17 protein-coding genes are annotated in these 22,845 nt (G+C 38.9%); all 17 read left to right on the top strand.

Going from position 1 to position 22,845, the window contains the following annotated elements; genetic code table 11:
• The 17 genes from SWP_RS07025 (at position 1) to SWP_RS07105 (ending at position 22,589) form a co-directional block, all read left to right on the top strand.
• Positions 1-1,236, top strand: a complete 1,236-nt coding sequence (locus tag SWP_RS07025) for a lipopolysaccharide biosynthesis protein (protein ID WP_020911739.1) — start codon at positions 1-3, stop codon at positions 1,234-1,236.
• Positions 1,233-2,081, top strand: a complete 849-nt coding sequence (locus SWP_RS07030; RefSeq protein WP_020911740.1) for a hypothetical protein — start codon at positions 1,233-1,235, stop codon at positions 2,079-2,081. Before SWP_RS07025 ends, SWP_RS07030 begins: the two co-directional genes overlap by 4 nt.
• A 416-nt stretch (positions 2,082-2,497) precedes the next feature.
• Complete coding sequence (locus SWP_RS07035) at positions 2,498-3,616, top strand: glycosyltransferase family 4 protein (RefSeq protein ID WP_044555744.1); 1,119 nt, start codon at positions 2,498-2,500, stop codon at positions 3,614-3,616.
• 108 nt (positions 3,617-3,724) lie between these two features.
• The gene (locus tag SWP_RS07040; RefSeq protein ID WP_020911742.1) at positions 3,725-4,585 is read left to right on the top strand and encodes a hypothetical protein; all 861 of its coding nucleotides are present in this window, start codon (positions 3,725-3,727) and stop codon (positions 4,583-4,585) included.
• Positions 4,582-5,547 carry a sulfotransferase gene (locus SWP_RS07045; protein ID WP_020911743.1) on the top strand — a complete coding sequence of 322 codons (966 nt, stop codon included), beginning with the start codon at positions 4,582-4,584 and terminating at the stop codon, positions 5,545-5,547. The genes SWP_RS07040 and SWP_RS07045 overlap by 4 nt, the downstream gene beginning before the upstream one ends.
• A complete protein-coding gene (locus SWP_RS07050; RefSeq protein ID WP_228371122.1) occupies positions 5,534-6,154 on the top strand; it encodes a sugar transferase in 621 nt (206 codons plus the stop codon). Before SWP_RS07045 ends, SWP_RS07050 begins: the two co-directional genes overlap by 14 nt.
• Positions 6,154-7,332 (top strand): DegT/DnrJ/EryC1/StrS family aminotransferase, encoded by a 1,179-nt coding sequence (locus tag SWP_RS07055; RefSeq protein ID WP_020911746.1) that lies wholly within the window; start codon positions 6,154-6,156, stop codon positions 7,330-7,332. The genes SWP_RS07050 and SWP_RS07055 overlap by 1 nt, the downstream gene beginning before the upstream one ends.
• Positions 7,333-7,347: 15 nt before the next feature.
• Positions 7,348-8,256 carry a sulfate adenylyltransferase subunit CysD gene (cysD, locus tag SWP_RS07060; RefSeq protein ID WP_044555745.1) on the top strand — a complete coding sequence of 303 codons (909 nt, stop codon included), beginning with the start codon at positions 7,348-7,350 and terminating at the stop codon, positions 8,254-8,256.
• A 180-nt stretch (positions 8,257-8,436) separates the two neighbouring features.
• A complete protein-coding gene (gene cysN / locus SWP_RS07065) occupies positions 8,437-9,837 on the top strand; it encodes a sulfate adenylyltransferase subunit CysN (protein ID WP_020911748.1) in 1,401 nt (466 codons plus the stop codon).
• Between the two features lie 88 nt (positions 9,838-9,925).
• Complete coding sequence (locus SWP_RS07070; RefSeq protein ID WP_044555746.1) at positions 9,926-11,653, top strand: SLC13 family permease; 1,728 nt, start codon at positions 9,926-9,928, stop codon at positions 11,651-11,653.
• Between the two features lie 17 nt (positions 11,654-11,670).
• Entirely contained in the window at positions 11,671-12,315 is a 645-nt protein-coding gene (gene cysC, locus SWP_RS07075) for an adenylyl-sulfate kinase (RefSeq protein WP_020911751.1), read from the top strand.
• A gap of 10 nt (positions 12,316-12,325) precedes the next feature.
• The gene (locus SWP_RS07080; protein ID WP_020911752.1) at positions 12,326-13,288 is read left to right on the top strand and encodes a hypothetical protein; all 963 of its coding nucleotides are present in this window, start codon (positions 12,326-12,328) and stop codon (positions 13,286-13,288) included.
• Positions 13,289-13,695: 407 nt separating this feature from the next.
• Positions 13,696-15,630 (top strand): polysaccharide biosynthesis protein, encoded by a 1,935-nt coding sequence (locus SWP_RS07085; RefSeq protein WP_044555747.1) that lies wholly within the window; start codon positions 13,696-13,698, stop codon positions 15,628-15,630.
• A 373-nt stretch (positions 15,631-16,003) separates the two neighbouring features.
• The gene (locus tag SWP_RS07090) at positions 16,004-18,187 is read left to right on the top strand and encodes a YjbH domain-containing protein (RefSeq protein ID WP_020911755.1); all 2,184 of its coding nucleotides are present in this window, start codon (positions 16,004-16,006) and stop codon (positions 18,185-18,187) included.
• A 427-nt stretch (positions 18,188-18,614) separates the two neighbouring features.
• Positions 18,615-19,529 (top strand): hypothetical protein, encoded by a 915-nt coding sequence (locus tag SWP_RS07095; RefSeq protein WP_020911756.1) that lies wholly within the window; start codon positions 18,615-18,617, stop codon positions 19,527-19,529.
• A 1,232-nt stretch (positions 19,530-20,761) separates the two neighbouring features.
• A complete protein-coding gene (gene rfbB, locus SWP_RS07100) occupies positions 20,762-21,817 on the top strand; it encodes a dTDP-glucose 4,6-dehydratase (RefSeq protein ID WP_020911757.1) in 1,056 nt (351 codons plus the stop codon).
• A 322-nt stretch (positions 21,818-22,139) separates the two neighbouring features.
• Positions 22,140-22,589: an REP-associated tyrosine transposase gene (locus SWP_RS07105; protein WP_020911758.1), complete on the top strand. Its 450-nt coding sequence runs from the start codon at positions 22,140-22,142 to the stop codon at positions 22,587-22,589.
• Positions 22,590-22,845 lie beyond the last annotated feature (256 nt).

Genomic DNA, 22,845 nt, shown 5'->3' on the forward strand with positions numbered 1-22,845 from the left:
ATGGCGCAAATGGGATATGTTTTTTATTCGCAAACCCTAATTTTATTTGGCTCCTTAATTCTTACTTTTGGAAGAGACAAGTTAATAATGAAAGTTGTAGGGGAGGAGCCATCTAGTATTTATTTAAAGGAATTTTTTAATAAAAACATTGTGAAAATTAAACTGTCATTTTGTATTCTTCTTTTTGTAAGCGTTTTGTTGTTTGCCTCTTTATTTTTAAATTATTCTAGCTATCAAGTGATAGATATCATCTCTATTAGTATTTTGATTTTTAGTTTACTCTTTAGTTCTACTAATTTAGCTATGTCAGGCTTTTTTAAAGGAATTAAAAAACCTTTGATGTCATGTTTTATGGAACCGGGTTTTACATTGGCAATATCTTGTGTTTTTTTGTATTTAATCACTGCGTTATCAGGGGGGGGGGCATTCAGTGCGTTATCAGGGGATGGGGCATATCCAATGTTAATCGTTGTTCTGGTATATTTCATTAGTCTGATTATTACTAATTATTTTGGTGCTCGTTTTTGTGCTGCCAGGTTCGGTAAAAGTAAAACTAAATATTTAAATGACTCAACGTTGGAAGGTAGATATATACAAAGTTCAAAAGACTTTTTTTTGATCGCTATCACTACGTATATATTCTCTATTAGCACTACATTAATTGCTCCTTTGAATTTATCAATGGCTGATCTGGCATTATTCAAAGTTTGTATGCAAATAACTATTACAGTAAGCTTTGTTTTAATTGTTATTAATACCATTATCCCACCGTTTATATCTGAAAATTTTTTTAGTAATAATGTAGTTTTGTTAAAAAAAATAGTCAGAGTCTCCTCTTTTTTGTCCTTAATCTTTTCTCTTCCATTAGTTTTGTTGATTATTATATTCCCGGAGAAAATATTATTGTTATTTGGAGCTGACTTTGTCGTCGCATCAGGTTTTTTGATTTTTCTTTGCTTAGGACAATTAATAAATGTTTGCTGTGGGCCTGTCTTCTTATTGCTGACGCTGACGGATAATCAACGGAATGTAAAGGGTTTGTTATTGGTTGTGAATACGTGCTGCCTTGTCTTATTTTATTTCTTCACAAAATTTTGGGGCTTGCATGGGGCTGTCTTAGCACAACTTATAACAACGATCGTCCAGAATGTTTCTGGCTTAATATTATGTAGGATTAAGCTTGGGTTTTATATTTATCCTACTTTTGATCTAAATGTTATAAAAGGTTTAAGATGAATTGTTTTTATATATCAGGCTATGGTAGAAGTGGGTCTACTGTTTTAGACACTCTCCTAACTAATTTTGATGGACTAGAAGGAATTGGTGAGGCAACAAACTTATTCGATTGTATACATAATAACGAATACTGTTCATGTGGTGAACCGATTTTAGAGTGTGAATATTGGAAACCTTTTTTTAAGGAATACAATGGTAAAATCAATAAACTAGCTATTGAAACTAGAAAGTATGAAGGTTTAAGAGGTCTTTTCAAAAAATCGTATAATAGTATATATGATCAGTTTTGGACCAATTATTTCAAGTCGAATTCTAATGTTGATATTGTAGATTCATCAAAAATAAGCCGTAAAACTTTCATGAGACCTATAATTTTCAAAAGGTTAGGGGTTAATGTCACAATTGTCCATTTATATAAAAATTCAGATTTGTTACTCCAATCATTGTTAAAAGGCTCTAATAAAGATTTAAATAAAGGGGTTAAGGTTGAGGGGATCCCCCACATCTTCCTATTGAGAAGTTTTGTAGGTGCTTTTTTTGCCAATTTATTTACTTGCCTAATAGGTCGTTTTTTTTCTAATGGCTATAAGTTTATCGAGTATGAAGAAATTGTTGTTGATTGTGACACTTTCCTTGTAAACCATTTTGGCTTGAATAGTTCTCTAGTAGATCTTGAAAACCTTAATTGTGGTCATGGTGTTTCTGGAAACCGTGTGAGGAAAAAAAGCAAAAGTATTTCTTTGAGAAAGTCTAACGGTAATATTAGTTTAACACTTCCGATATTCTATAAATATCTATTTAGAGTGTTAGTAATTTTCAAGCCTAGTAAACCGATTATAGAGTAGAAAATTAATTATTGGCACTAAACCTAGTTCTATTTACAACTTTAGAGAGGCTCTAGAACACTTGCTAGTTAGTTCTGGGCATATAGCACTTGGCGCAATACCTTCCGAGGTTCAAACTATTGAAGCGTGTAAGTATATTGCCTACCCAATAACCAGAAATAAAATCAATGTTTTAAATGACATGAAGGCATTGATGTTTTTATGTAAGACGATAAAAACTATTAAACCTGATTTCATATTTTCCTACTCAATAAAATCTGTCATCTGGTAGGCATTGTGACCGTGCTCGGGGAATGGTATTAAAGCTGTTGAAGAGTACTGGAACGCTGAACATCAATCTGAAAATTTAATATAATTTTGTTTTGCATATTTGTTTATCTAAAAATTAGTCTATTTATTAGTAAACCGGTGAATTAATGTCTAGTCAAAAGAAAATCGTAGTTGTTGGTGCTAAACCTCGTTCTTTAATTAATTTTAGGGGGGAGTTATTAAAAAAAATGGTTTTTAAATACGACGTTGTCGCATTAGCGTCTGGTGCTACATTAACTGAAATTAAAAATATTGAATCTCTTGGGACAAGGTACTTTGATCTAGATATCAACAGAAATGGGCTGAATGTTTTTCAAGATTTCAAAACCTTTTGGCAATTATTATCATTATTCAAACATGAAAAACCAGATGTCATTCTTGCCTATACAATTAAGCCTATAATCTGGGGAGGTCTAGCTTCTAGATTAATACCTGAATGTCGCTTTTATGCCTTGGTCACTGGACTTGGTTTCGCTTTTCAAAAAGGAAATAGACTTAAAAATATTTTGGTAAGATTAGTTGCTTTTTTGTATACAAAGGCGCTAAAAAAATCTGAGAAGGTTATTTTTCAGAACCTGGATAATCGTCAAGTTTTTATTGATTTAGGCATAATTAATGAGGAAAAGGCTTTTGTTGTAAATGGGTCCGGTGTTGACTTATCTCATTTTTCAAAAGAACCTCTTACTTCAATACCTAAATTTTTACTTATTGCACGTTTACTCGGTGATAAAGGTATTAAGGAGTATATAGCAGCTGCCAATATCGTTAGGCTCAAATATCCCAAAGCAATTTTCCAACTACTAGGCGCAGAAGATGCTTCACCAGATGGTATATCTCTTCAAGAGTTTGAGTATTTAAATTCGAAAAAAGTAATTGATTACCTTGGTTCGACCGATGATGTTCGACCATTCTTGAAAGAATGTAATATTTTTGTTTTACCTTCATATCATGAAGGCTTACCTAGAACAGTTCTGGAGGCTATGGCTATTGGCCGTCCAATAATTACGACAAATGTCCCAGGTTGCAAGGAGACAGTAGTTGATGGTGTTAATGGCTTTTTAGTTGAAAAACAAAATTCAGCCCAATTAGCTGTAAAAATGATTTGGTTTATTGAGAATTTTGATAAATGGAATGATATGGCTCATAGTAGTCGAATAATTGCTGAAGAAAAGTTTGATGTTAAGAAAGTTAATACTGAATTGTTAAAACTCATGGGTTTAAATTAACCAAAAGTTTAAATGAGAACCGTTTCAGTAATTAGATATTCTGTTGGTTTCTAATACATCTGCTTTTTCTAATGTTTTATAAAGTAATAATTTCAAATGGAGTAACTCTTGATCGGCTATAAATTTGAAAGTAATAAAGGGATCTGTTTTAGAGATAATCAAAAAGGCCTCTTCCCTTTGTCTCCTCCATTAAAACAGGCAGATTTAAAACCATGTGAAGCCTACGAAATTCTTAAAGCTAGTGATTGTTACTTTATTCGTTGGGACAAAAACTTCGATAGAACTGAAAATCAATGTTGGTGGCATATAATTAAAGATAATTTTGAACCGGTAGAGAATCTACCTAAGAAAACTAGATATATGGTTAAAAAGGCTAGTTCTACATACTTTGTACAGTTGATAGATAAAGAAGTTATTTTAAATTTTGGATATGATATATATATTAGCGCATACAGTCGTTATAAAACTCACGAGCGCATTTTTACAAAGTCAGAGTTTTTATTATCAATAAATAGCTTACCCGATAATACTGACTTTTTCGGGGTGTTTGAGAATGATACTAATCAAATGGTCGCTTTTTCTGAAAATTATATTGAGAGAAATGTTTGTTTCTATGTAACGATGTGGTCTACTCCTGACTCTATGAAAAAATTTTCTTCTTATTTATTATTTCATGAAATGGAAAAGCATTATCTGTATGACCTGAAATTTAAGTATATTTCTGACGGAACAAGAAGTATTAGTCATGATACTAATATTCATCAGTTTTTAATGAGTAAGTTTAATTTCAGAAAGGCATATGCAGATCTTAATCTAGTATATAAACCTTGGTTCGGAGCTATCGTTAGCTTGTTGTATCCATTCAAGTGGATGATAGATAATAGTGGAATTTCGATTTTAAAAAAGTTATCTATTTTACTTTTACAAGAAGAAATCAGGCGAAAAAGTATGAAAGGCGAAAACTTATGAAAAGAGGGAGTTTATTAGTCAAGTCATGTAAGCTTTTTCAAAAGTTACCTCTGTTTATTTTTAGGCCTTTTGAATCTTTTTTAATAAAAAAACATAAAAGAAAAAATCTTAGTAATGCTGTGTTTTTATTGGCTTTACCAAGAAGTGGTTCAACTGTAACTTATCAATCATTATGCCATAGGTTGACATTTCAGTACTTATCTAACATTTGGATTCTGTTTTATCAGTTACCACTACTAGGTGGTTTATTATCATCTTTAATATCTTTGAAGCATAAATCTAATTTCAAGTCTCAACATGGTCTAGTTTCTGGTGTGGGTGGGCCTGCAGAAGGTTTGGATTTTTGGAGTTATTGGTTTGATTTTAACTTAGAAGACAAGGACTATACATTAGGTAAGCCTGCTCATATTGATAAGCGAACTAGCTATATAAATTCAGTTTTATTTTCTTTGACTAATAATTCAACCCCATTTTTAACGGCTTTTCTTGGACATACATTACACCCCACAGAGGTTTGTAACCATTTTCCAAAGGCTTCATTTATAAGGTTGCGTAGAGATCCCGTTTCAAATGCCTTGTCTTTGTTCAACTCTATGAAAAAGTATAGTTCAGATTGGATATCTATAGTACCTAAGGAGTGCTTAGGTGTTAATTATCTATCTAATCATGAAAAAGTTGCTGCTCAGGTTTATTGGCTCAATCGTCGCTTAGATGATAGTACGTATGCTGGTAACATGTTTCAGCTTTTTTATGAAGATTTGTGTATGAACCCTAAACGAGAGATTGATAAAGTACATTTATGGCTAAAAAGTAAAGGTATAATAACAACTGTAAAATTTGATTTGCCAAATAATTTTAAGTATAAGTCTATTGATTATAGTAAAGATAGAGATGCAATCAAAATAAAAGCCGCTTTAGACCTTATTGAAGCGAAACATGGTAAACTCAATGGTTTTAATTGATATGGTTAAATTAAATGGACGACAAGCATTTATCAAAAGAAGTTTTGATATTATATTTTCCTTGTTAGGCCTTTTATTTTTTGGTTGGTTAATCTTGTTAGCCTGGATTATTGCTAGTTTAGATACATCATCAAATGGATTTTTTTTACAATGGCGTGTAGGTTTAAATGGAAAACTATTCAGAGTAATAAAAATTAAAACCATGATATCAGTCTCTGGTTTCGATTCTTCGGTTACCACAAGCAAAGACCCTCGAATTACAAAAACAGGAATGTTCTTTAGAAAAACTAAAGTAGATGAGCTTCCTCAATTATGGAATGTTATTTTAGGCGATATGAGTTTCGTTGGGCCTAGACCAGATGTTCCCGGTTTTGCTGACAAATTAGCTGATAATCAGCGAGGTATTTTATCATTAAGACCAGGAATTACAGGGCCTGCAACTTTAAAATACCGTGATGAAGAAGAATTGTTGGCGCAAAGAGATAACCCCGAAGAGTTTAACAAAAGTGTAATTTGGCCTGATAAAGTAAAAATTAATTTGTCGTACATTATGACGTGGTCTTTAAGTAAAGATCTCATTTATATATTTAGAACGGTTGTCAAATAATGCTGAATACAAAATTCTCTCCCTGGCCTTCTTTTACACAAGAAGAAACTGAGGCTGTTACTCATGTTTTACTCTCAAATAAAGTTAATTATTGGACTGGCCAAGAGTGCCGTAAATTCGAAAAAGAATTTGCGGCTTGGGTTGGTTGTGATAATGCAATTGCTTTAGCTAATGGTACTCTAGCTTTAGACCTTGCGTTGAAAGCGCTAAATGTCGGTGTTGATGATGAAGTTATTACTACTCCTCGTACATTTCTAGCCTCTGTCTCTTCAATTGTTACAGCAGGCGGAATACCAGTTTTTGCTGATATAGATTTAAATAGTCAAAATATTACAGCAGAATCAATTGAAGCTGTGTTAACGCCACAAACCAAAGCTGTAATTGTAGTGCACCTTGCGGGCATGGCTGCAGATATGGATGCGATTATGGCTTTGTCCGCTAAACATTGCTTTTATGTTATTGAAGATTGCGCTCAAGCTCACGGTGCAAAATATAAAGGTCGGAGTGTTGGCTCTATTGGCCATATCGGTGCTTGGAGTTTTTGTCAGGATAAAATCATGACTACAGGTGGCGAAGGTGGCATGGTAGCTACGAATGACAAAGCGCTCTGGTCAAAAATGTGGTCATATAAAGATCACGGTAAAAGCTTTGAAGCTATTTATGAACGCGAGCATCCACCAGGATTCCGTTGGTTACATGAATCATTTGGTACCAATTGGCGTATGACCGAAATGCAAGCCGCAATCGGTCGAATTCAGTTAACACGCATGCAAGATTGGAGTGCACTACGACAAGCTAATGCAGCATCAATTGACGAGGCTGTTGCTGGTAGCAAATTGGTTCGTACAGTTACTGTGCCCGATTACATTGAACATGCAGAGTATAAGCATTATCTGTTTGTTAATACGCAGTGGTTGAATGATGGTTGGAGTCGAGATCGAATTGTAGAGGAAATAGTAGCGCTTGGTGTTCCTTGTTTTCAGGGAAGTTGCTCGGAGGTCTACCTAGAGAAAGCGTTTGATAACACTCCATGGCGCCCTAAAGAGCGCTTAAAAAATGCAGTTGAGTTAGGTGAGACGTCTTTAATGTTTTTGGTTCACCCAACTTTAACTGCGGCAGAAATTAAAACAATGTGTGATGCGATTAACGTTGTTGTCACCAAAGCAGCAAAAATTTAAAGGTAATTTATTCAAATGGAAAATAGTAAACTCACTCATTTACGAGCTCTAGAAGCTGAGTCAATGCATATTATGCGTGAAGTAGCTGCTGAGTTTAACAACCCTGTAATGCTTTATTCTGTGGGTAAAGACTCCTCAGTGTTGTTGCATTTGGCGCGTAAGGCATTCTACCCAGGTAAAATTCCGTTCCCTTTGATGCATGTTGACACCAACTGGAAATTCAAGGAAATGATAGGTTTTCGTGATCAAATGGCCAAAAAACATGGCTTTGATTTGATCGTGCATAAAAACCCGCGCGGATTAGAGATGAATATTAGTCCGTTTACTCATGGCAGTGCTAAACATACCGACATCATGAAAACCGAGGGGCTTAAACAGGCACTGGACATGCATGGTTTTGATGCCGCCTTTGGTGGTGCGCGACGTGATGAAGAGAAATCTCGCGCTAAAGAGCGCGTTTACTCTTTCCGCGACAATAAGCACCGTTGGGACCCTAAAAACCAACGTCCTGAGCTTTGGAATATCTATAATGGCAAAGTCGACAAAGGCGAGAGTATTCGCGTATTTCCACTGTCTAATTGGACCGAGCTGGATATTTGGCAGTATATCTATTTAGAAGGCATTGAAATTCCATCGCTGTACTTGTCTAAGAAACGTCCAGTGGTTGAACGCGATGGTACTTTGATCATGGTAGATGACGAACGCATGGAGCTGGAAGCAGGCGAAGTGGCTGAAGAGAAAATGGTGCGTTTTAGAACATTAGGTTGCTATCCACTAACTGGAGCCGTGGAGTCGGAAGCGGAAACACTACCAGAGATTATCCAGGAGATGTTGCTGTGTACCACTTCAGAGCGGCAAGGGCGCGTTATTGACAATGACTCTGCTGGCTCAATGGAAAAGAAAAAAATTGAAGGTTATTTCTAAGATTGAAAAGTAATTTTAGAAGTAGGACCGGCCTTAGCCGGGAAAAGATAAAGCCCTTGGTATTTGATAAACATTAAGTGGCTAAAATACCCTCCCGCATCGAGCGGGTGCCTTTAGATAATATAGATTTAACTATGCGCGTTCTTGAAATGCTCGAAGCGCATAGATAAGGGAATAAAAATGTCCAGCGCTAATTTAATTGCTTCTGATATTGAAGCTTATTTAAAAGTTCATGAAAACAAAGATATGCTTCGAGTGCTTACTTGTGGCAGTGTCGATGACGGTAAATCTACTCTAATTGGTCGCCTGTTATTTGATAGCAAAATGATTTTTGAAGATCAAATGGCAGCGATTGAAAAGGATTCTAAACGTTTTAATACCACTGACGAAGCTTTTGATCTTGCTTTGTTGGTTGATGGTTTGCAGTCAGAGCGTGAGCAGGGGATCACCATTGACGTGGCATACCGTTATTTTGCCACCGAGCAGCGCAAGTTTATTATCGCTGACACTCCAGGCCACGAGCAATACACTCGTAACATGGCTACTGGCGCATCGACTTGTGATTTAGCGATTATTTTGATTGATGCTCGCCACGGGGTACAAGTTCAGACGCGTCGTCACAGCTTTATCTGTTCCAAGCTTGGCATTAAGCACGTGGTTATAGCTATTAATAAGATGGATGCGGTGGATTATGACCAAAACGTGTATCAGAAAATTAAACAGGAATACCGTGAGTTTGCTACGGACTTAGCCTTTGAAGACGTTCGTTTTGTGCCTATTTCGGCGCTAAAGGGCGATAACGTTGTGAATGAAAGTGAAGCGATGAACTGGTATCCCGGTTCGACCTTACTTAAATTGTTGAATACGGTTTCAGTTGATAAAGACCGCAGCAGCGCATTTCGTTTTCAGGTGCAATATGTTAACCGTCCTAACTTAGATTTTCGTGGTTTTTGCGGCACCATTGCATCCGGTGATATCCGCGTCGGCGATACCGTTGTTGCCTTGCCGTCAGGTAAAGAGAGCAAGGTTAAATCGATAGTGACCTTTGATGGTGAATTACAAAAAGCCAGTGCTGGTATGGCCATTACGCTGACTCTGGCTGATGAAATCGATGTGAGTCGCGGCGATATGTTAGTAAGGCCTCATGAGCAGCCTAGTTCGTCTTCGCATTTTTCTGCTGACATTGTATGGATGACAGAAGAGTCACTTTGTTTAGATCGTGAATATGTCATCAAAGTTGGTAGTAAGTCTGTTTACGGTTATGTAGATGCGATTAACTATAAAGTTGATGTTAATACTTTGCAGCAGCAAGAAGCTTCGCAATTTGCACTCAATGAAATCGGTAATTGTCATTTTGCAGTGACCGAGCCGGTGCAGTTTGATGCATATAATGACAACCGCAGTACGGGTGCATTTATTGTTATCGACCGCCTAACGAACGTAACTGTTGGTGCAGGGATGATTTGTAACGTTCTCGATGGAGCGAAGGTTAAGGCACATCAGTATTCAGAGTTTGAAGTTGAGATGAATGCTTTGGTGCGCAAACACTTCCCACATTGGGGCGCGAAGAAAATCGTTTAGGTTAACGTAACACCAACCTCAACATTGAGGTTGGTGTTTACCGTAAGCTTTGTTTCTTTTGTTATTTTTTCTTTCTATAGTGATTGATATGTCGCTTGATGCCTATCTAACCCTTGGTTTGTTTATCGCCACAATCGGTTGTTTGATCCGCTATCAAACTCGTACCGTACCTATTTTTGGTGGCGTGCTGTTGCTGTTGGTGGCATTTAATTTAGTGTCCCAGCAACAATTATTGTCGAGCATTGCAAACCCTGGGCTGATCACACTTATCTTGTTAGTGTTTTGTTCCTTTGCGCTTGAAAAAACCCGCTTACTTAAAATCCTTGCATCAAAAGTAATAGTGCAAAGCTACCGCTCAACATGGTTACGCTTATTTGGCGTGACCGCGATATGTTCCGCTGTATTAAACAATACGGCGGTGGTGGCGACTTTGCTGTCTCCGGTGCGTAACAATCCGCATCATGTGGCGTCTAAATTACTATTACCTTTATCTTATGCCGCTATTTTGGGCGGTTCGCTGACACTAATTGGCACCTCAACCAATTTGATTGTTAATAGCTTATTTATCGATACAGTTGGCTATTCGCTAGGCTTTTTTTCGTTCACGGCGATTGGGTTAATGTTAGTTGTTGGCTGTGGCTTAGTGTTGTTTGTTTGTAGTCGTTGGTTACCACATATTGAAACCGACCAACGCAGTACTGCTGAGTACTTTATTGACGCTGAAATTGTAGAGGGCTCAGAGTTAATTGGTCGCAGTGTGGAGCAAAATGGCTTACGGCATTTAGAATCGCTGTTTCTAATTGAAGTGGTTAGAAAGCGTAACTTAATCAGTCCGGTAGCACCTTCTGAGGTATTGCAGCTTGGTGATCGACTTATTTTTAGTGGTGATATCACTAAAGTGCTGCAGCTGAGCCAATTTTCTGGTTTGGCGTTGTTCTCAGAACAGAATGGTTTATTGAGTAGTAACTTATCAGAAGTGGTTGTGAGGCCTGAAAGTGTTTTAGTGGGTAAAACACTAAAGGCTGCTGGGTTTAGAGCTTTGTTCGATGCTGCCGTGGTGGCGATACGCCGAGATGGTGCCAACCTCTCGGGTAAGCTCGGTGAAGTGACACTTTGTGCCGGCGACTTTTTGGTTTTAGCTGTGGGTGAAGACTTTAAAAACCGTCGCAATATCGCTAAGAATTTTATTTTTATTAGCGGCGTTGAGCCAGAATCACGTATTAATGGTGCTAAATCCTGGTTGTCGATTGGTGGCTTTATCGCCACTGTTGCTTTATCAGCCGTTGGTCTTATTGGCTTATTAGAAGGCATGTTGCTGTTTCTTGGCGTACTGGTTTTCAGTAAATGTGTCACGGTTAATGAACTGATGCGGCGCTTTCCTACTGGTATTTGGCTGATTGTGTCATCGGCTATTTTACTGTCACATGCTTTGGTGAATAGCGGCGTAGTTGAGCAGCTAACTACTTGGTTAAATGCAGGTGTAGATAAAGACCACGTTTACTTAGGCCTAATTATTATCTATATCGCCACCTGGTTAATGACCGAACTTGTCACCAATAATGCTGCTGCGGCGTTAATGTTTCCGGTCGCTTATAGCGTCGCTCTTGGGTTTGGGGTCGACATTTTACCTTTTGTTATGACGGTTGCATTTGCAGCCAGTGGCAGTTTTATCAGCCCTTATGGCTACCAGACCAATTTAATGGTGTTTAGCGCTGGCCAGTATAAGTTGAGTCATTTTGTTCAATTAGGCTTACCAGTAAGCATCACCTATGCACTTATTGTATTGACTATGGTGCCAATATTTTTCCCGTTTTAACTGAGTTAAGGATTGTTATGTCTCCTTATAAAGAGATGGATTCTCTCGATAAATCCACCGATGTTGTATGGCATCAAGCGAGTGTTTTACGTAACGAGCGTGAAGCGTCTAATGGCCATAATGGTGCAGTGCTTTGGTTTACAGGGCTGAGTGGCTCAGGTAAATCTACCATTGCTAATGCAGTTGACAGAATGCTACATAACCTTGGATGCACAACTTATGTGTTAGATGGCGACAATGTACGTCATGGTTTGAACGCTGATTTGAATTTTTCAGATGTTGATAGAGTTGAGAATATCCGCCGTATTGGTGAAGTTTCAAAATTGTTTTTAGATGCAGGGCTCATAGTCTCTACGGCTTTTATTTCGCCATTTATTGCAGACCGTGCCATGGTGCGGGAACAGCTGCCTGAAAAGCAGTTTATTGAGGTGTTTGTTGACACGCCACTTGAGGTTTGTGAACAACGAGATCCTAAAGGGCTTTATAAAAAAGCCAGAGCGGGAGAGATAAAGCACTTTACGGGCATTGACTCGGCTTATGAGGCACCTGAATCAGCAGAGGTGCATATCAACACCGAGCGACACAGCATTGAAGAGTGTGCTAAACAAGTAGTGGATTACTTGCATTTGAGCGGTTTTTTGGCAATAAAAAAGTCGCTTTAAAGGGAATGAAATGAATTACGATGTATTTAATGGTGATGCAGACGGCATTATCGCACTATTGCAGCTGCGGTTGGCGTCGCCAGCTGACAATGAGTTGGTCACTGGGGTTAAACGTGATATTGCTTTGCTGCAACAAGTACCTTGCGATACTGCAAAAAATGTAACCGTGCTGGATATCTCGATGGAGAAAAACAGTGCAGCGCTGGCGCAGTTACTGGCCAATAAGGTTGATGTTTTTTACGCGGATCATCATCGCTCAGGTGTTATTGCCGACGCTAAAAATTTAGATGCACATATCGATTTAAACCCAGATACTTGTACTGCTTTAATTATTGACCGCTTATTGCAAGGTCAGTTTCATTTGTGGGCGATTACTGCGGCCTATGGTGACAATTTAATTAAAGTTGCTGATGATTTAGCGGAAAAGGCGGACTTGAGCACACATCAAGCAGAATTGCTTAAAGAACTAGGAACGTTAATTAACTACAACGGCTATGGCGCCGTTTTTGAAGACTTACATTTTCATCCTGCAGAGCTTTTTTCCGCTCTGCTCGCATACGAGTCTCCTTTTGAGGTTCTCGCTGATATTCATTCGCCATACCATAAATTGCAAACGGCCTATGCCGCAGATATGAATAACGCTTTAGCTGTAGAGTCGCGTTACTCAAGCGAAACCGTAGCTGTGTATGAGCTTGCTGATGCTGCATGGGCGCGCAGGATCAGCGGTGTATATGGCAACTTACTGGCTAACAACTCGCCAGATAAAGCACACATTGTTTTGACGGAAAATAAAGATAACAGCTATACCGCCTCGCTGCGCGCCCCTTTAACCAATAAACAGGGCGCAGGTGACGTTTGTAGTCAGTTTAACACTGGCGGAGGACGAGCCGCAGCAGCAGGCATTAATAACCTTGCGGTAGAGGATATATCTGGCTTCATCAAAGCTGTAGAAACTTATTACAGTAAAGCATAAGTCAATTCAGCTTATGTAGTTTTAAATTTCATTGGTAGTGACTGGTCTGGAGTATTTAGCTGGTTAAAAGTAATTTTTGCGACATATTGCCCAGCTTTGGTTGTGTTGAGCAAATACTTAACTTCCTGCTCGATTATCCAGTTAAAGATTAGCAAGGTAACTAAAAGGCACTTTGTATCTACACCGCTTAATGGCGGAATGGTGACCAATTTACCGCTAGTAACACTTGGGTTTGTTAATACAGAGCGTTTAGTGTGAATAACTGCGTATTTTTGTTGTTTTTGGTGGGATTGACTCTAGTCAAAATTTTGACGTGTGGTATTATTTGCATCCTATCCTGATAAGTCTTAATCTGTTAAGCACTCAGATGGACCTGTAGTAAGTTTTAAACTAAATGGATGTTTTTTATGGCTGCTTTAAAAGTTTTATTTGCGCTTAAAAGGCGCAATAAACGTATCTTTAGCGTTTGTATGGATATGATTTTTCTGGTTTTTTCCTTCTGGCTAGCCATGTTCGCCAGACTGGACTCTTTCGCCGTTTTAACAGTACCTGAAAATTGGTTATTAATCTCGGCTATTTTACCTATTAGTATTTTTGCTTTCGTACGTTTAGGGCTGTATCGAGCAGTGCTTCGTTATATGGGATTACAGGCACTTTCTGCCATTATTATTGGTATTGTGATTGCTGCAACTTCATTAGTTATTTTATCTTACTATGCTGAGTGGACGATTCCCCGAACCGTTCCGATTATTTTTTCCTTTTTTGCGTTTACTTTTATTGGCGGTTCTCGCTTCCTTATTCGCTCTGTTATTGGCAACGGCAATAAAAAGCAGGGAGAGGCTGTCATTATTTATGGGGCTGGGGTTAGTGGTCGCCAACTATTAACGTCTCTTAATCAAAGTCACGAATATCACGCCTTTGCGTTTGTCGATGATGATGAATCGTTACAGGGTAATATAATACAGGGAGTGCACGTACATTCGCCTACGATTATAAGAAAACTGATCAAGCAAAAGTCTGCAACTAAAGTATTACTGGCTTTACCGAGTGCCAGTAGAAGCCAGCGACAGAGTATTCTAAAAAAACTAGAACCATTAGCGGTGCAGATTTTAACTATACCGGGTATGTCTGATCTCGTATGTGGTAAAAAGCAATATTCAGATATTAAAGAAGTCGAGATTGACGACTTATTAGGTAGGGAAGCTGTGCCTCCGCGTCACGAGCTTATGTGCAGTAATATCACCAATAAAGTGGTGATGGTCACAGGTGCAGGTGGGTCTATTGGCTCTGAGATTTGCCGCCAAGTATTAAAGCTAAAGCCACAAAAGCTTGTATTATTTGAGCTGTCAGAGTTTGGCCTTTACTCGATTGATCGAGAATTATCTGCACTGGCCTTATCTTTGGATATTGAGCTAGAGGTATTACCATTAATAGGTTCTGTACAAAAACAAAATCGTGTACAGGCGATTATGGAATCATTTGGCGTGCAGACCGTTTATCATGCCGCAGCCTATAAACATGTACCATTAGTTGAGTATAACGTTGTTGAAGGTGTACGTAATAATATATTTGGCACGCTCTATACTGCTAAAGCCGCTATTGCAGCTCACGTTGAAACTTTTGTTCTTATATCAACAGACAAAGCAGTTAGGCCTACAAATGTCATGGGTACGACTAAGCGTATGGCCGAACTCGCTCTGCAAGCATTGGCAAAAGAGTCTCACCGTACTCGCTTTTGTATGGTGCGTTTTGGCAACGTATTAGGCTCTTCGGGCTCGGTAGTGCCTTTGTTTAAGTCACAAATTGCTAAAAATGGCCCCGTTACCGTTACTCATCCTGATATCACGCGTTTTTTCATGACGATTCCTGAGGCGTCGCAATTAGTTATACAAGCAGGTGCTATGGGTAAAGGCGGAGATGTCTTTGTACTTGATATGGGAAAGCCAATAAAGATTGTTGATCTGGCAGTTAAAATGATTCATTTAAGCGGTTTTACTGTTAAAGATGATCAAAACCCAGATGGTGACATCGAGGTTTCTTATGCGGGGTTAAGGCCAGGTGAAAAGCTATATGAAGAGTTGCTCATTGGTGATGATGTTGTGGGCACTGAGCATGAGCGTATTATGGCTGCCAACGAGCTTTCTTTGCCTTGGAGTCAATACTCGATGATTTTAAGTCGGTTAGATCATGCATGCCACCGCCATGATCATCAAGAAATTAGAGAGATTTTGCTTTCTACACCGACGGGATTTGTACCTAAAGATGGTATTTGCGATCTAGTATTTAAACAGTCGACTTTAAACAAATTCAACTCTGAAAAAATAGTCAGTTTGCTTGCGTAAACAGGGTTAATTTCGGAACTTTCTAACGGATTAATTGAAGTTTAGCTGTTAACAAATTACTCATTTCAACCGTTGCGATGGCTCACTGTTTATTGTTGAGCTACTAATACTTATTAGCAGGTGACATCGCAATGTCTTTAGCTCAAACAACAGAAATGACGGCTGCTTAAAACTCTCATTCAAGCGCTAGCCATGGTTGAGCATTCACTCAAGTGTGCATTTCTAGTAGGCCACAGTAAGTATGTTGGTTATATGCTGCCAGAGGCTAGTGGCAATTAGATGATTGCACATCCTATTTAGATTTATTTAACTATTAGAGTATTAGTTTTGTATTAGCCATTATTTTTGATTGACTAGTTTTCTAGGATTTTTAATGAACCTCAATAAAATAACGATAATAATTTTAGCATCGATAAGCTCATCTTTTGTTTGCGCTAGTCAAGCGGAGGATAATTCCGCTGCAGCGTCATCAGAGTCTGATTCAAGCCGCCTACATAATAGTTACTCTATGCAAGCCTATACAGGTGTATTTAACACCCCTAATGCGGCAGTGGTAGATTACGGTGATTTCGCCTTTAGTTATAGCGATAACTATTTCGACCGAGACGGCTTTGTAGAAGCAACAGATTTAAAATTTGGCGTTGGTGTACTACCTAATTTGGAAGTTGTAGGCAGACTCGGTACAAAAGAGTGGTCTAGTAACTGCTATAGCGAGTCGGGATGTGGTGGCTTTAGAGATTTGTCTGGTTCGTTCAAATACAAAATTCCTTTTATACCTGAAAACTGGTTTGAACTTGCTGTGGGCGGCCAAGATATTGGTGGCTCAGCGGTTTACTCTGAAGCTTATTATATTAGTGCGTCTAAAGAGCTTGATTTAAGTCAGTTTGGTAGTGTTCGTTCGAGTGTAGGTTACGCTAAATCAGATAATGCGTTTGATTATATGAATGGCGTGTTTGGCTCTGTTGAGTACCAGCCGGTAGATTTTCTGCAAGTAGCCGCTGAGTATGATGCAAATGCAGTCAATGCTGGGCTTAAGTTGTTTATGCCACAAGAGTGGTTACCACAAGGTTGGCAAGTGTCTGCGGCGGCGCAGTTATACAGCAGCGACAAAGAACATAACGTAGAAGATGAGTGGTTTAGCTTTAACTTAACTATCCCGATGGGCTCTACTCCACCGCGCAAATCAACTAAGGTGTTGATGCAGCAAGCGAGTCAGTCAACGCTTGCAACGGTAACTCCTAAAGCTAGTTCTGCTACGCCTATTAAGCCAAGCATAGAAGCTAAAGATGATGAGGCTCAAGTAGCCGCTACGGCGCAAAGTTACCAGCCAATCGTGCGTGAGCCTTTGCAGCATAAAGCAGATTCGGTGATCACTAAGGCTGATCTTAATGCATTCGCTAATTTCTTAGCGGATTATGGTTTTGAATCGGTGAGTATCGGTTTTGATGATTTTATTGCTAACAGGTTAGTGATTGAATTTGAGAATAATCTTTATAACCGCAATGAAGATGACGCCATGCAAGTAATGGCACAGCTGGTTAGCGAACATTTACATACCAAAGCTAGCATTAATATGACTAATTTTGGCTTAGTGGTTAAAACTGTCACACTTGATTTTTCTGACAATAAAGAGATAGATATTAGTGGCTATAAACGCGCTAAAGATAGCAATCTGGTCTCTAATTGGTTTGTTAACGATAATGTTGACTGGCTAGTTAAAAATGAGTCCAGTAGTCACTTTGTTCCTAGGCTGATTGTTGCTCCGGCCCTTGCTAGCTTAGTCGGTACTGAATATGGCGCATTTGACTACCAATTAGTGATGAGTCTTAATGCGCAAATGTCTTTGTGGCCAGGTGCTTTGGTCGACTTTAGATATATGTCTGACACCATTGCCAGTTCTGACGACTTTGAAGATGGCAAATACATCCGCAATAGTTTTGGTATAAATGAGGGCATAGATCGCCGTTTATTCCACCAAGCATTTTCATTGCCCCTTAATGTATTTACTCAGTTCTCATACGGTCGTATTTACGGTAACTCCGATGGTTTATTGAATGAGACTCGCTGGCAAAGTGATAATGCTTTACACCGGGTTACCTTATTAGCAGGTGATTTTGACGAAAAAGTATCTGGTAGCCAGCCTTATACTATTAACCATCAGCCTATTTTAATGAAGTATCGCTACCGTTACTCGCCGTTAAATTGGGATGTAGAGCTGACTGCTGGTCAGTATTGGGCTGGCGATAAGGGCTTTACGCTTAGGTCATTACATTGGTTTGACAATGTGCAGGTCGGTTTAAAGTATCGCCGTACAAAGTTTGATGACCGTGAAGAGGAAGATTTCATTGCTATTGGCTTCTCAGTACCACTTAACTTTAAAAAGTCGATGAATCCCAAATATGGTTTCCAAGTTAAGGGGATTGAGCAGTGGAGTTATTATGTGGAAACATTGATAGCAGAGAAAGGTAAGCCAAACTATATTAGCGGTAACAGTGGGCAAGAGCCTTCGTTGTATCATAATTTGGATCAAGCATATTTTAATCGTGATCGGTATTAATGACAAAATATAGAGCGGTCTATAGTTTGTAGTGCTTCATAGCTCAAGCGTTGCTTGTAGATGTATCTGACGTTATCGAAGCAGTAGAAACTTAGTATGTAGAAAGTTTTTACTGCTTAACTAAATTTCATTGACAGCGCCAGCTAGAGAGTATTGAGCTGTGTAATGAAGATGGTGGCTTAAAACAATACTCCAGTATTCCGTTAATTTTGCGACGGTCAAGTTCCGTTGCTACCTACGCAATAGATCAAGCTGAATATTAAACACGTTTTTTGGCATTTTACCCATATGTTACAGTGCGCAGCTGTGCAATTCTGGTTAAATTGGATTTAAATTATATGTTTAGTTGCTTGAGCTATATCAATTCACCCATAAAATGTTAAGCTATTGTAGCTTGCGAATAACAACATTGACTTAAGGGATTTCAATGAAATATAAAATTTTAGCCTTGTGCATTTCAGCTTGCTTTGTAGCAGGTTGTAGTGACGATAATGATCTACCGCCTAAACAGTCTGTTTCGCTTCAAGCGTTTGACGGAGCTGTTTGGGGAATGGACTCAAACTACACTTGTGAAGACGGTACGAGCGGTACGCTCAATAAAACTGACTACAATGGTAACACTACTCTTGAGGTAACTTTTGACCTTCAAGTTGTTACTAACCCTGAAAAGTGTCAGTTTACCTTTTTACCAACTCAAAATGCTGTTGATACCTCAAACGGTAAAGACATGAGCGACGTTACTTACAAAATTCCAACGGGTTTAGCTTCAGCTAGCGGCGCAGGAATTACGGCATCTCCAATTTCAACTTTGATTGCAGATACCTTGGGTGATGCACCATATGATGAGTCGTCAGCACAAGAAGTCTTAAACTCGTTGGGTCTTGGTGATTTGACTACTGTATCTGGGATTTCTGTTACTGAATTCTTACAAGATGTAGAAGGCAGCTTAGCTAAAATTAAAGAATCAGGTGAGAGCGAGCTATTTAGCTTGATTTCGGCAACGAATGTTGTGTTATCTGATACGTTAGTTGCTAACCCTGAAGCAGACCCTGCAGATCTTGCAACCGCAGCTAACAACTTAACAGCTACAGTTTTGGTTTCTTACCCTGATTACCCAGTGAATGACGCTGGCGAAGAGATCTATGTTGAGGTGAAAGAAGTTTCTAAGGAATTAGACACTTTAACGGATCCTGACTATGACCCAACAGAGCCTCCTGCTGATATCGTGATTCCAGATCCTAGCCCTTCTAACCCACCAGAAGAGCCTGATGATCCAACTGAGCCACCAACCGGTGGAACAGGTGGGACTGGCGGAACTGGCGGTGGCGGCACTGGCGGTTAATCTGACCAAGGTATAAATACCTATTAAAAAAAACCAATAGCTTAGCTATTGGTTTTTTTTTGCCTTTTAAATTGTTTCCAGGCTCGGAATATTGTTCGTTATTTTTTAAGATCGTCACTTACGTTATCAGTTCGGGTTTTCGCATTGCAGGTCGGTATTGCAATTGTAGGTCGGCATCTATGCCGTCTGTAGATTGATATTTAGCATTGCAGGTCGGTATTGCAACTGTAGGTCGGCATCTATGCCGTCTGTAGATTGATATTTAGCATTGTAGGTCGGTATTACAATTGTAGGTCGGCATTTATGCCGTCAGTGACGATATTTTATTATGATGATTGATGGGCTAAAACCCAACCTACAGGGAGCGTTTAACCATAGGTAAGTATGATTGATTGTACGGTTACTTTTTGTAGGTCGGCATTTATGCCGTCAGTGACGATATTTTACTATGATGATTGATGGGCTAAAGCCCAACCTACAGGGAGCGTTTAACCATAGGTAAGTATGATTGATTGTACGGTTACTTTTTGTAGGTCGGCATTTATGCCGTCAGTGACGATATTTTACTATGATGATTGATGGGCTAAAGCCCAACCTACAGAGGGGGGCTTTCGGTTGGCTAGCAGGGGAAATGGTTATATTGGCGCTTGCGATGCTCATTTATCGGTCTGCGTTTCAATTGTAGAATAATATTTCACATTGTAGGTCGGCATTTATGCCGTCAGTAGATTGATATTTAGCATTGTAGGTCGGTATTACAATTGTAGGTCGGCATTTATGCCGTCAGTGACTATAGTTTATTGTGTTGATTGATGGGCTAAAGCCCAACCTACAGGGGCTATTTTTCTGTTGGCCAGCAGGGTAAATAGTTATATTGGCACTTGCGATGCTCATTTATCAGTCGGCGTTTATGCCGTCAGTAGATTGATATTTAGCATTGTAGGTCGGTACTGCAATTGTAGGTCGGCATTTATGCCGTCAGCTAGGATGATCAATTATGATGATTGATGGGCTAAATCCCAACCAACAGGGTAAATGCTTATGCTTGAGAAGATAAGCTTTTCTTCCATAATGTGGATAATCTTGCATGTTTTGATTGCATACTGCTCTTAATGAACAGCAATATAATAACCTAATCACCTTCTTATATTGAATGTTGTAAAAACAGAATATACTTATCAGCACTATATTCTGGGATATAGGGAAACATTTATAAATTTTAGGGGATAAACTTGGTTGTTTTAATCACTGGTGGTGCAGGCTTTATTGGTTCGGCATTAATACGATTGATAGTAGAAGAGACACGAGATGATGTCGTAAATGTTGATAAGTTGACCTATGCGAGTTCTCCCAAAAGTTTAATTCACCTAGAGAATGAGGAGCGTTACCATTTTGTCGAGGGTGATATTTGTAATAGCAAGCTAATGCTAGATACACTGAATAAGTATAGACCTGACGCCATCATGCATCTAGCAGCAGAGAGTCACGTTGATCGCTCCATTAGCGGTTCGGCTGAGTTTATACAAACAAATATTGTTGGTACCTTTACCTTACTTGAAGCATGTAGAGATTATTATTCACAGCTAGAGGGTGATAAAAAAAGACATTTTAGGTTTCATCATATTTCAACTGACGAAGTATATGGAGATTTACCCTTAGCTGGACAGTTCTCTGAGACTTCTCCTTATGCACCAAGTTCACCGTACTCAGCGAGTAAAGCTGCAGCAGATCATCTTGTTAGGGCATGGCACAGAACCTATGGATTACCAGTAGTGCTTTCAAATTGTTCTAACAACTATGGTCCATACCAACATAGCGAAAAGCTAATCCCGCTAACTATAACGAATGCACTAGCTGGTAAACCAATTCCTATTTACGGACTAGGTACGCAAGTTAGAGATTGGTTATATGTAGAAGATCATGTTCGTGCTCTTTATCTGGTGATGACAGCAGGAAATTTAGGGGAAACTTATAATGTTGGTGGAAACTCCGAAAAAGAGAATATCGATGTTGTTAAAGTCATCTGTGATATTTTAGAGGAGCTAGTGCCTGAAAATCCGAGTTCAAAGCTCGGGGGAAATAATCAAGTTAATGGTTTTGCTAGCTTAATATCATTCGTAGCAGATAGGCCTGGGCATGATCTTAGATATGCTATCGATGCTAGCAAGATTGAAAAGCAATTAGGTTGGGCGGCTAAAGAAACATTCGAATCTGGAATAAGAAAAACTGTTGAGTGGTATGTGGTGGAGTATAAAGCTGGACGGATAGGGAGAGGCCTTTCTTCGTAGGTCGGCATTTATGCCGTCAGTGACTATAGTTTATTGTGTTGATTGATGGGCTAAAGCCCAACCTACAGAGGGGAGTGTCTTTCTGTTGGCTTGCAGGGTAATTGGTTATGTTGGTGTTAGTGATGATAATTTATCGGTCTGCGTTTCAATTGTAGAATAATATTTCACATTGTAGGTCGGTATTACAATTGTAGGTCGGCATTTATGCCGTCAGTGGCTATAGTTTATTGTGTTGATTGATGGGCTAAAGCCCAACCTACAAGGGGACTTTGTTTATTGGTTTCAAGCCCAACCTACAGGGTAATGCGTTTGGAGATGAACTATGTCATGGAGTGACTTAAGGAAAGGGCGTTTTTCTCAGGAGCGCGGTGAGTATTTTATCACTTTTAATACAAAAGATAGGTTGGCTTTTTTCAACGACGTTGATATGGCTCGTACATTCTGTTTGCAGATTGATTTAAATGAACGCCAGTATAATAGTAAATGGTTAACTTGGGTGTTGATGCCTGACCATTTTCATGGATTACTAAGATTAAACGCTGGAGCTGAGTTATCTAAAACGGTAGGGGCTTTGAAAGGAGCGAGTAGTTTTGTTATTAACAAAATCGCTAATCAAAGTGGAAGTATGTGGCAATCCTCATTTTATGATCGTGCTTTACGTCGTGAAGATGACAGGATACAAATAAGTCGCTATATAGTGGCTAACCCGTTAAGAAAGGGAATAGTTAACCGTATTGGTGATTATCCGTATTGGAATTCTATTTATTTGTAAGTCGTTTTACATTTTGAGTTTGTAGGCCGGCATTTATGCCGTCACTGGGACGGTCAATTGTGACTATTGATGGGCTAAAGCCCAACCTACAGGAGGACTGGTTTTCAGTTGGCTTGCAGGGTAATTGGTTATATTGGCGTTTGCGATGATCATTTATCGGTCTGCGTTTCAATTGTAGATTGATATTTAGCATTGTAGGTCGGTATTACAATTGTAGGTCGACATTTATGCCGTCACTGGGACGGTCAATTGTGAC

The organism is Shewanella piezotolerans WP3, assembly GCF_000014885.1.
GTDB classification, from domain to species: Bacteria; Pseudomonadota; Gammaproteobacteria; order Enterobacterales; family Shewanellaceae; genus Shewanella; species Shewanella piezotolerans.

Excerpts from the sequence above, each read along its gene's own strand:
- SWP_RS07085 (WP_044555747.1), top strand. The coding sequence starts at position 13,696 with ATGGCTGCTTTAAAAGTTTTATTTGCGCTTAAAAGGCGCAATAAACGT.
- cysN (WP_020911748.1), top strand. The coding sequence starts at position 8,437 with ATGTCCAGCGCTAATTTAATTGCTTCTGATATTGAAGCTTATTTAAAA.
- SWP_RS07105 (WP_020911758.1), top strand. The coding sequence starts at position 22,140 with ATGTCATGGAGTGACTTAAGGAAAGGGCGTTTTTCTCAGGAGCGCGGT.
- SWP_RS07045 (WP_020911743.1), top strand. The coding sequence starts at position 4,582 with ATGAAAAGAGGGAGTTTATTAGTCAAGTCATGTAAGCTTTTTCAAAAG.
- cysC (WP_020911751.1), top strand. The coding sequence starts at position 11,671 with ATGTCTCCTTATAAAGAGATGGATTCTCTCGATAAATCCACCGATGTT.
- cysD (WP_044555745.1), top strand. The coding sequence starts at position 7,348 with ATGGAAAATAGTAAACTCACTCATTTACGAGCTCTAGAAGCTGAGTCA.
- SWP_RS07025 (WP_020911739.1), top strand. The coding sequence starts at position 1 with ATGGCGCAAATGGGATATGTTTTTTATTCGCAAACCCTAATTTTATTT.
- SWP_RS07050 (WP_228371122.1), top strand. The coding sequence starts at position 5,534 with ATGGTTTTAATTGATATGGTTAAATTAAATGGACGACAAGCATTTATC.
- SWP_RS07070 (WP_044555746.1), top strand. The coding sequence starts at position 9,926 with ATGTCGCTTGATGCCTATCTAACCCTTGGTTTGTTTATCGCCACAATC.
- SWP_RS07030 (WP_020911740.1), top strand. The coding sequence starts at position 1,233 with ATGAATTGTTTTTATATATCAGGCTATGGTAGAAGTGGGTCTACTGTT.
- SWP_RS07080 (WP_020911752.1), top strand. The coding sequence starts at position 12,326 with ATGAATTACGATGTATTTAATGGTGATGCAGACGGCATTATCGCACTA.
- SWP_RS07035 (WP_044555744.1), top strand. The coding sequence starts at position 2,498 with ATGTCTAGTCAAAAGAAAATCGTAGTTGTTGGTGCTAAACCTCGTTCT.
- SWP_RS07055 (WP_020911746.1), top strand. The coding sequence starts at position 6,154 with ATGCTGAATACAAAATTCTCTCCCTGGCCTTCTTTTACACAAGAAGAA.
- SWP_RS07090 (WP_020911755.1), top strand. The coding sequence starts at position 16,004 with ATGAACCTCAATAAAATAACGATAATAATTTTAGCATCGATAAGCTCA.
- SWP_RS07095 (WP_020911756.1), top strand. The coding sequence starts at position 18,615 with ATGAAATATAAAATTTTAGCCTTGTGCATTTCAGCTTGCTTTGTAGCA.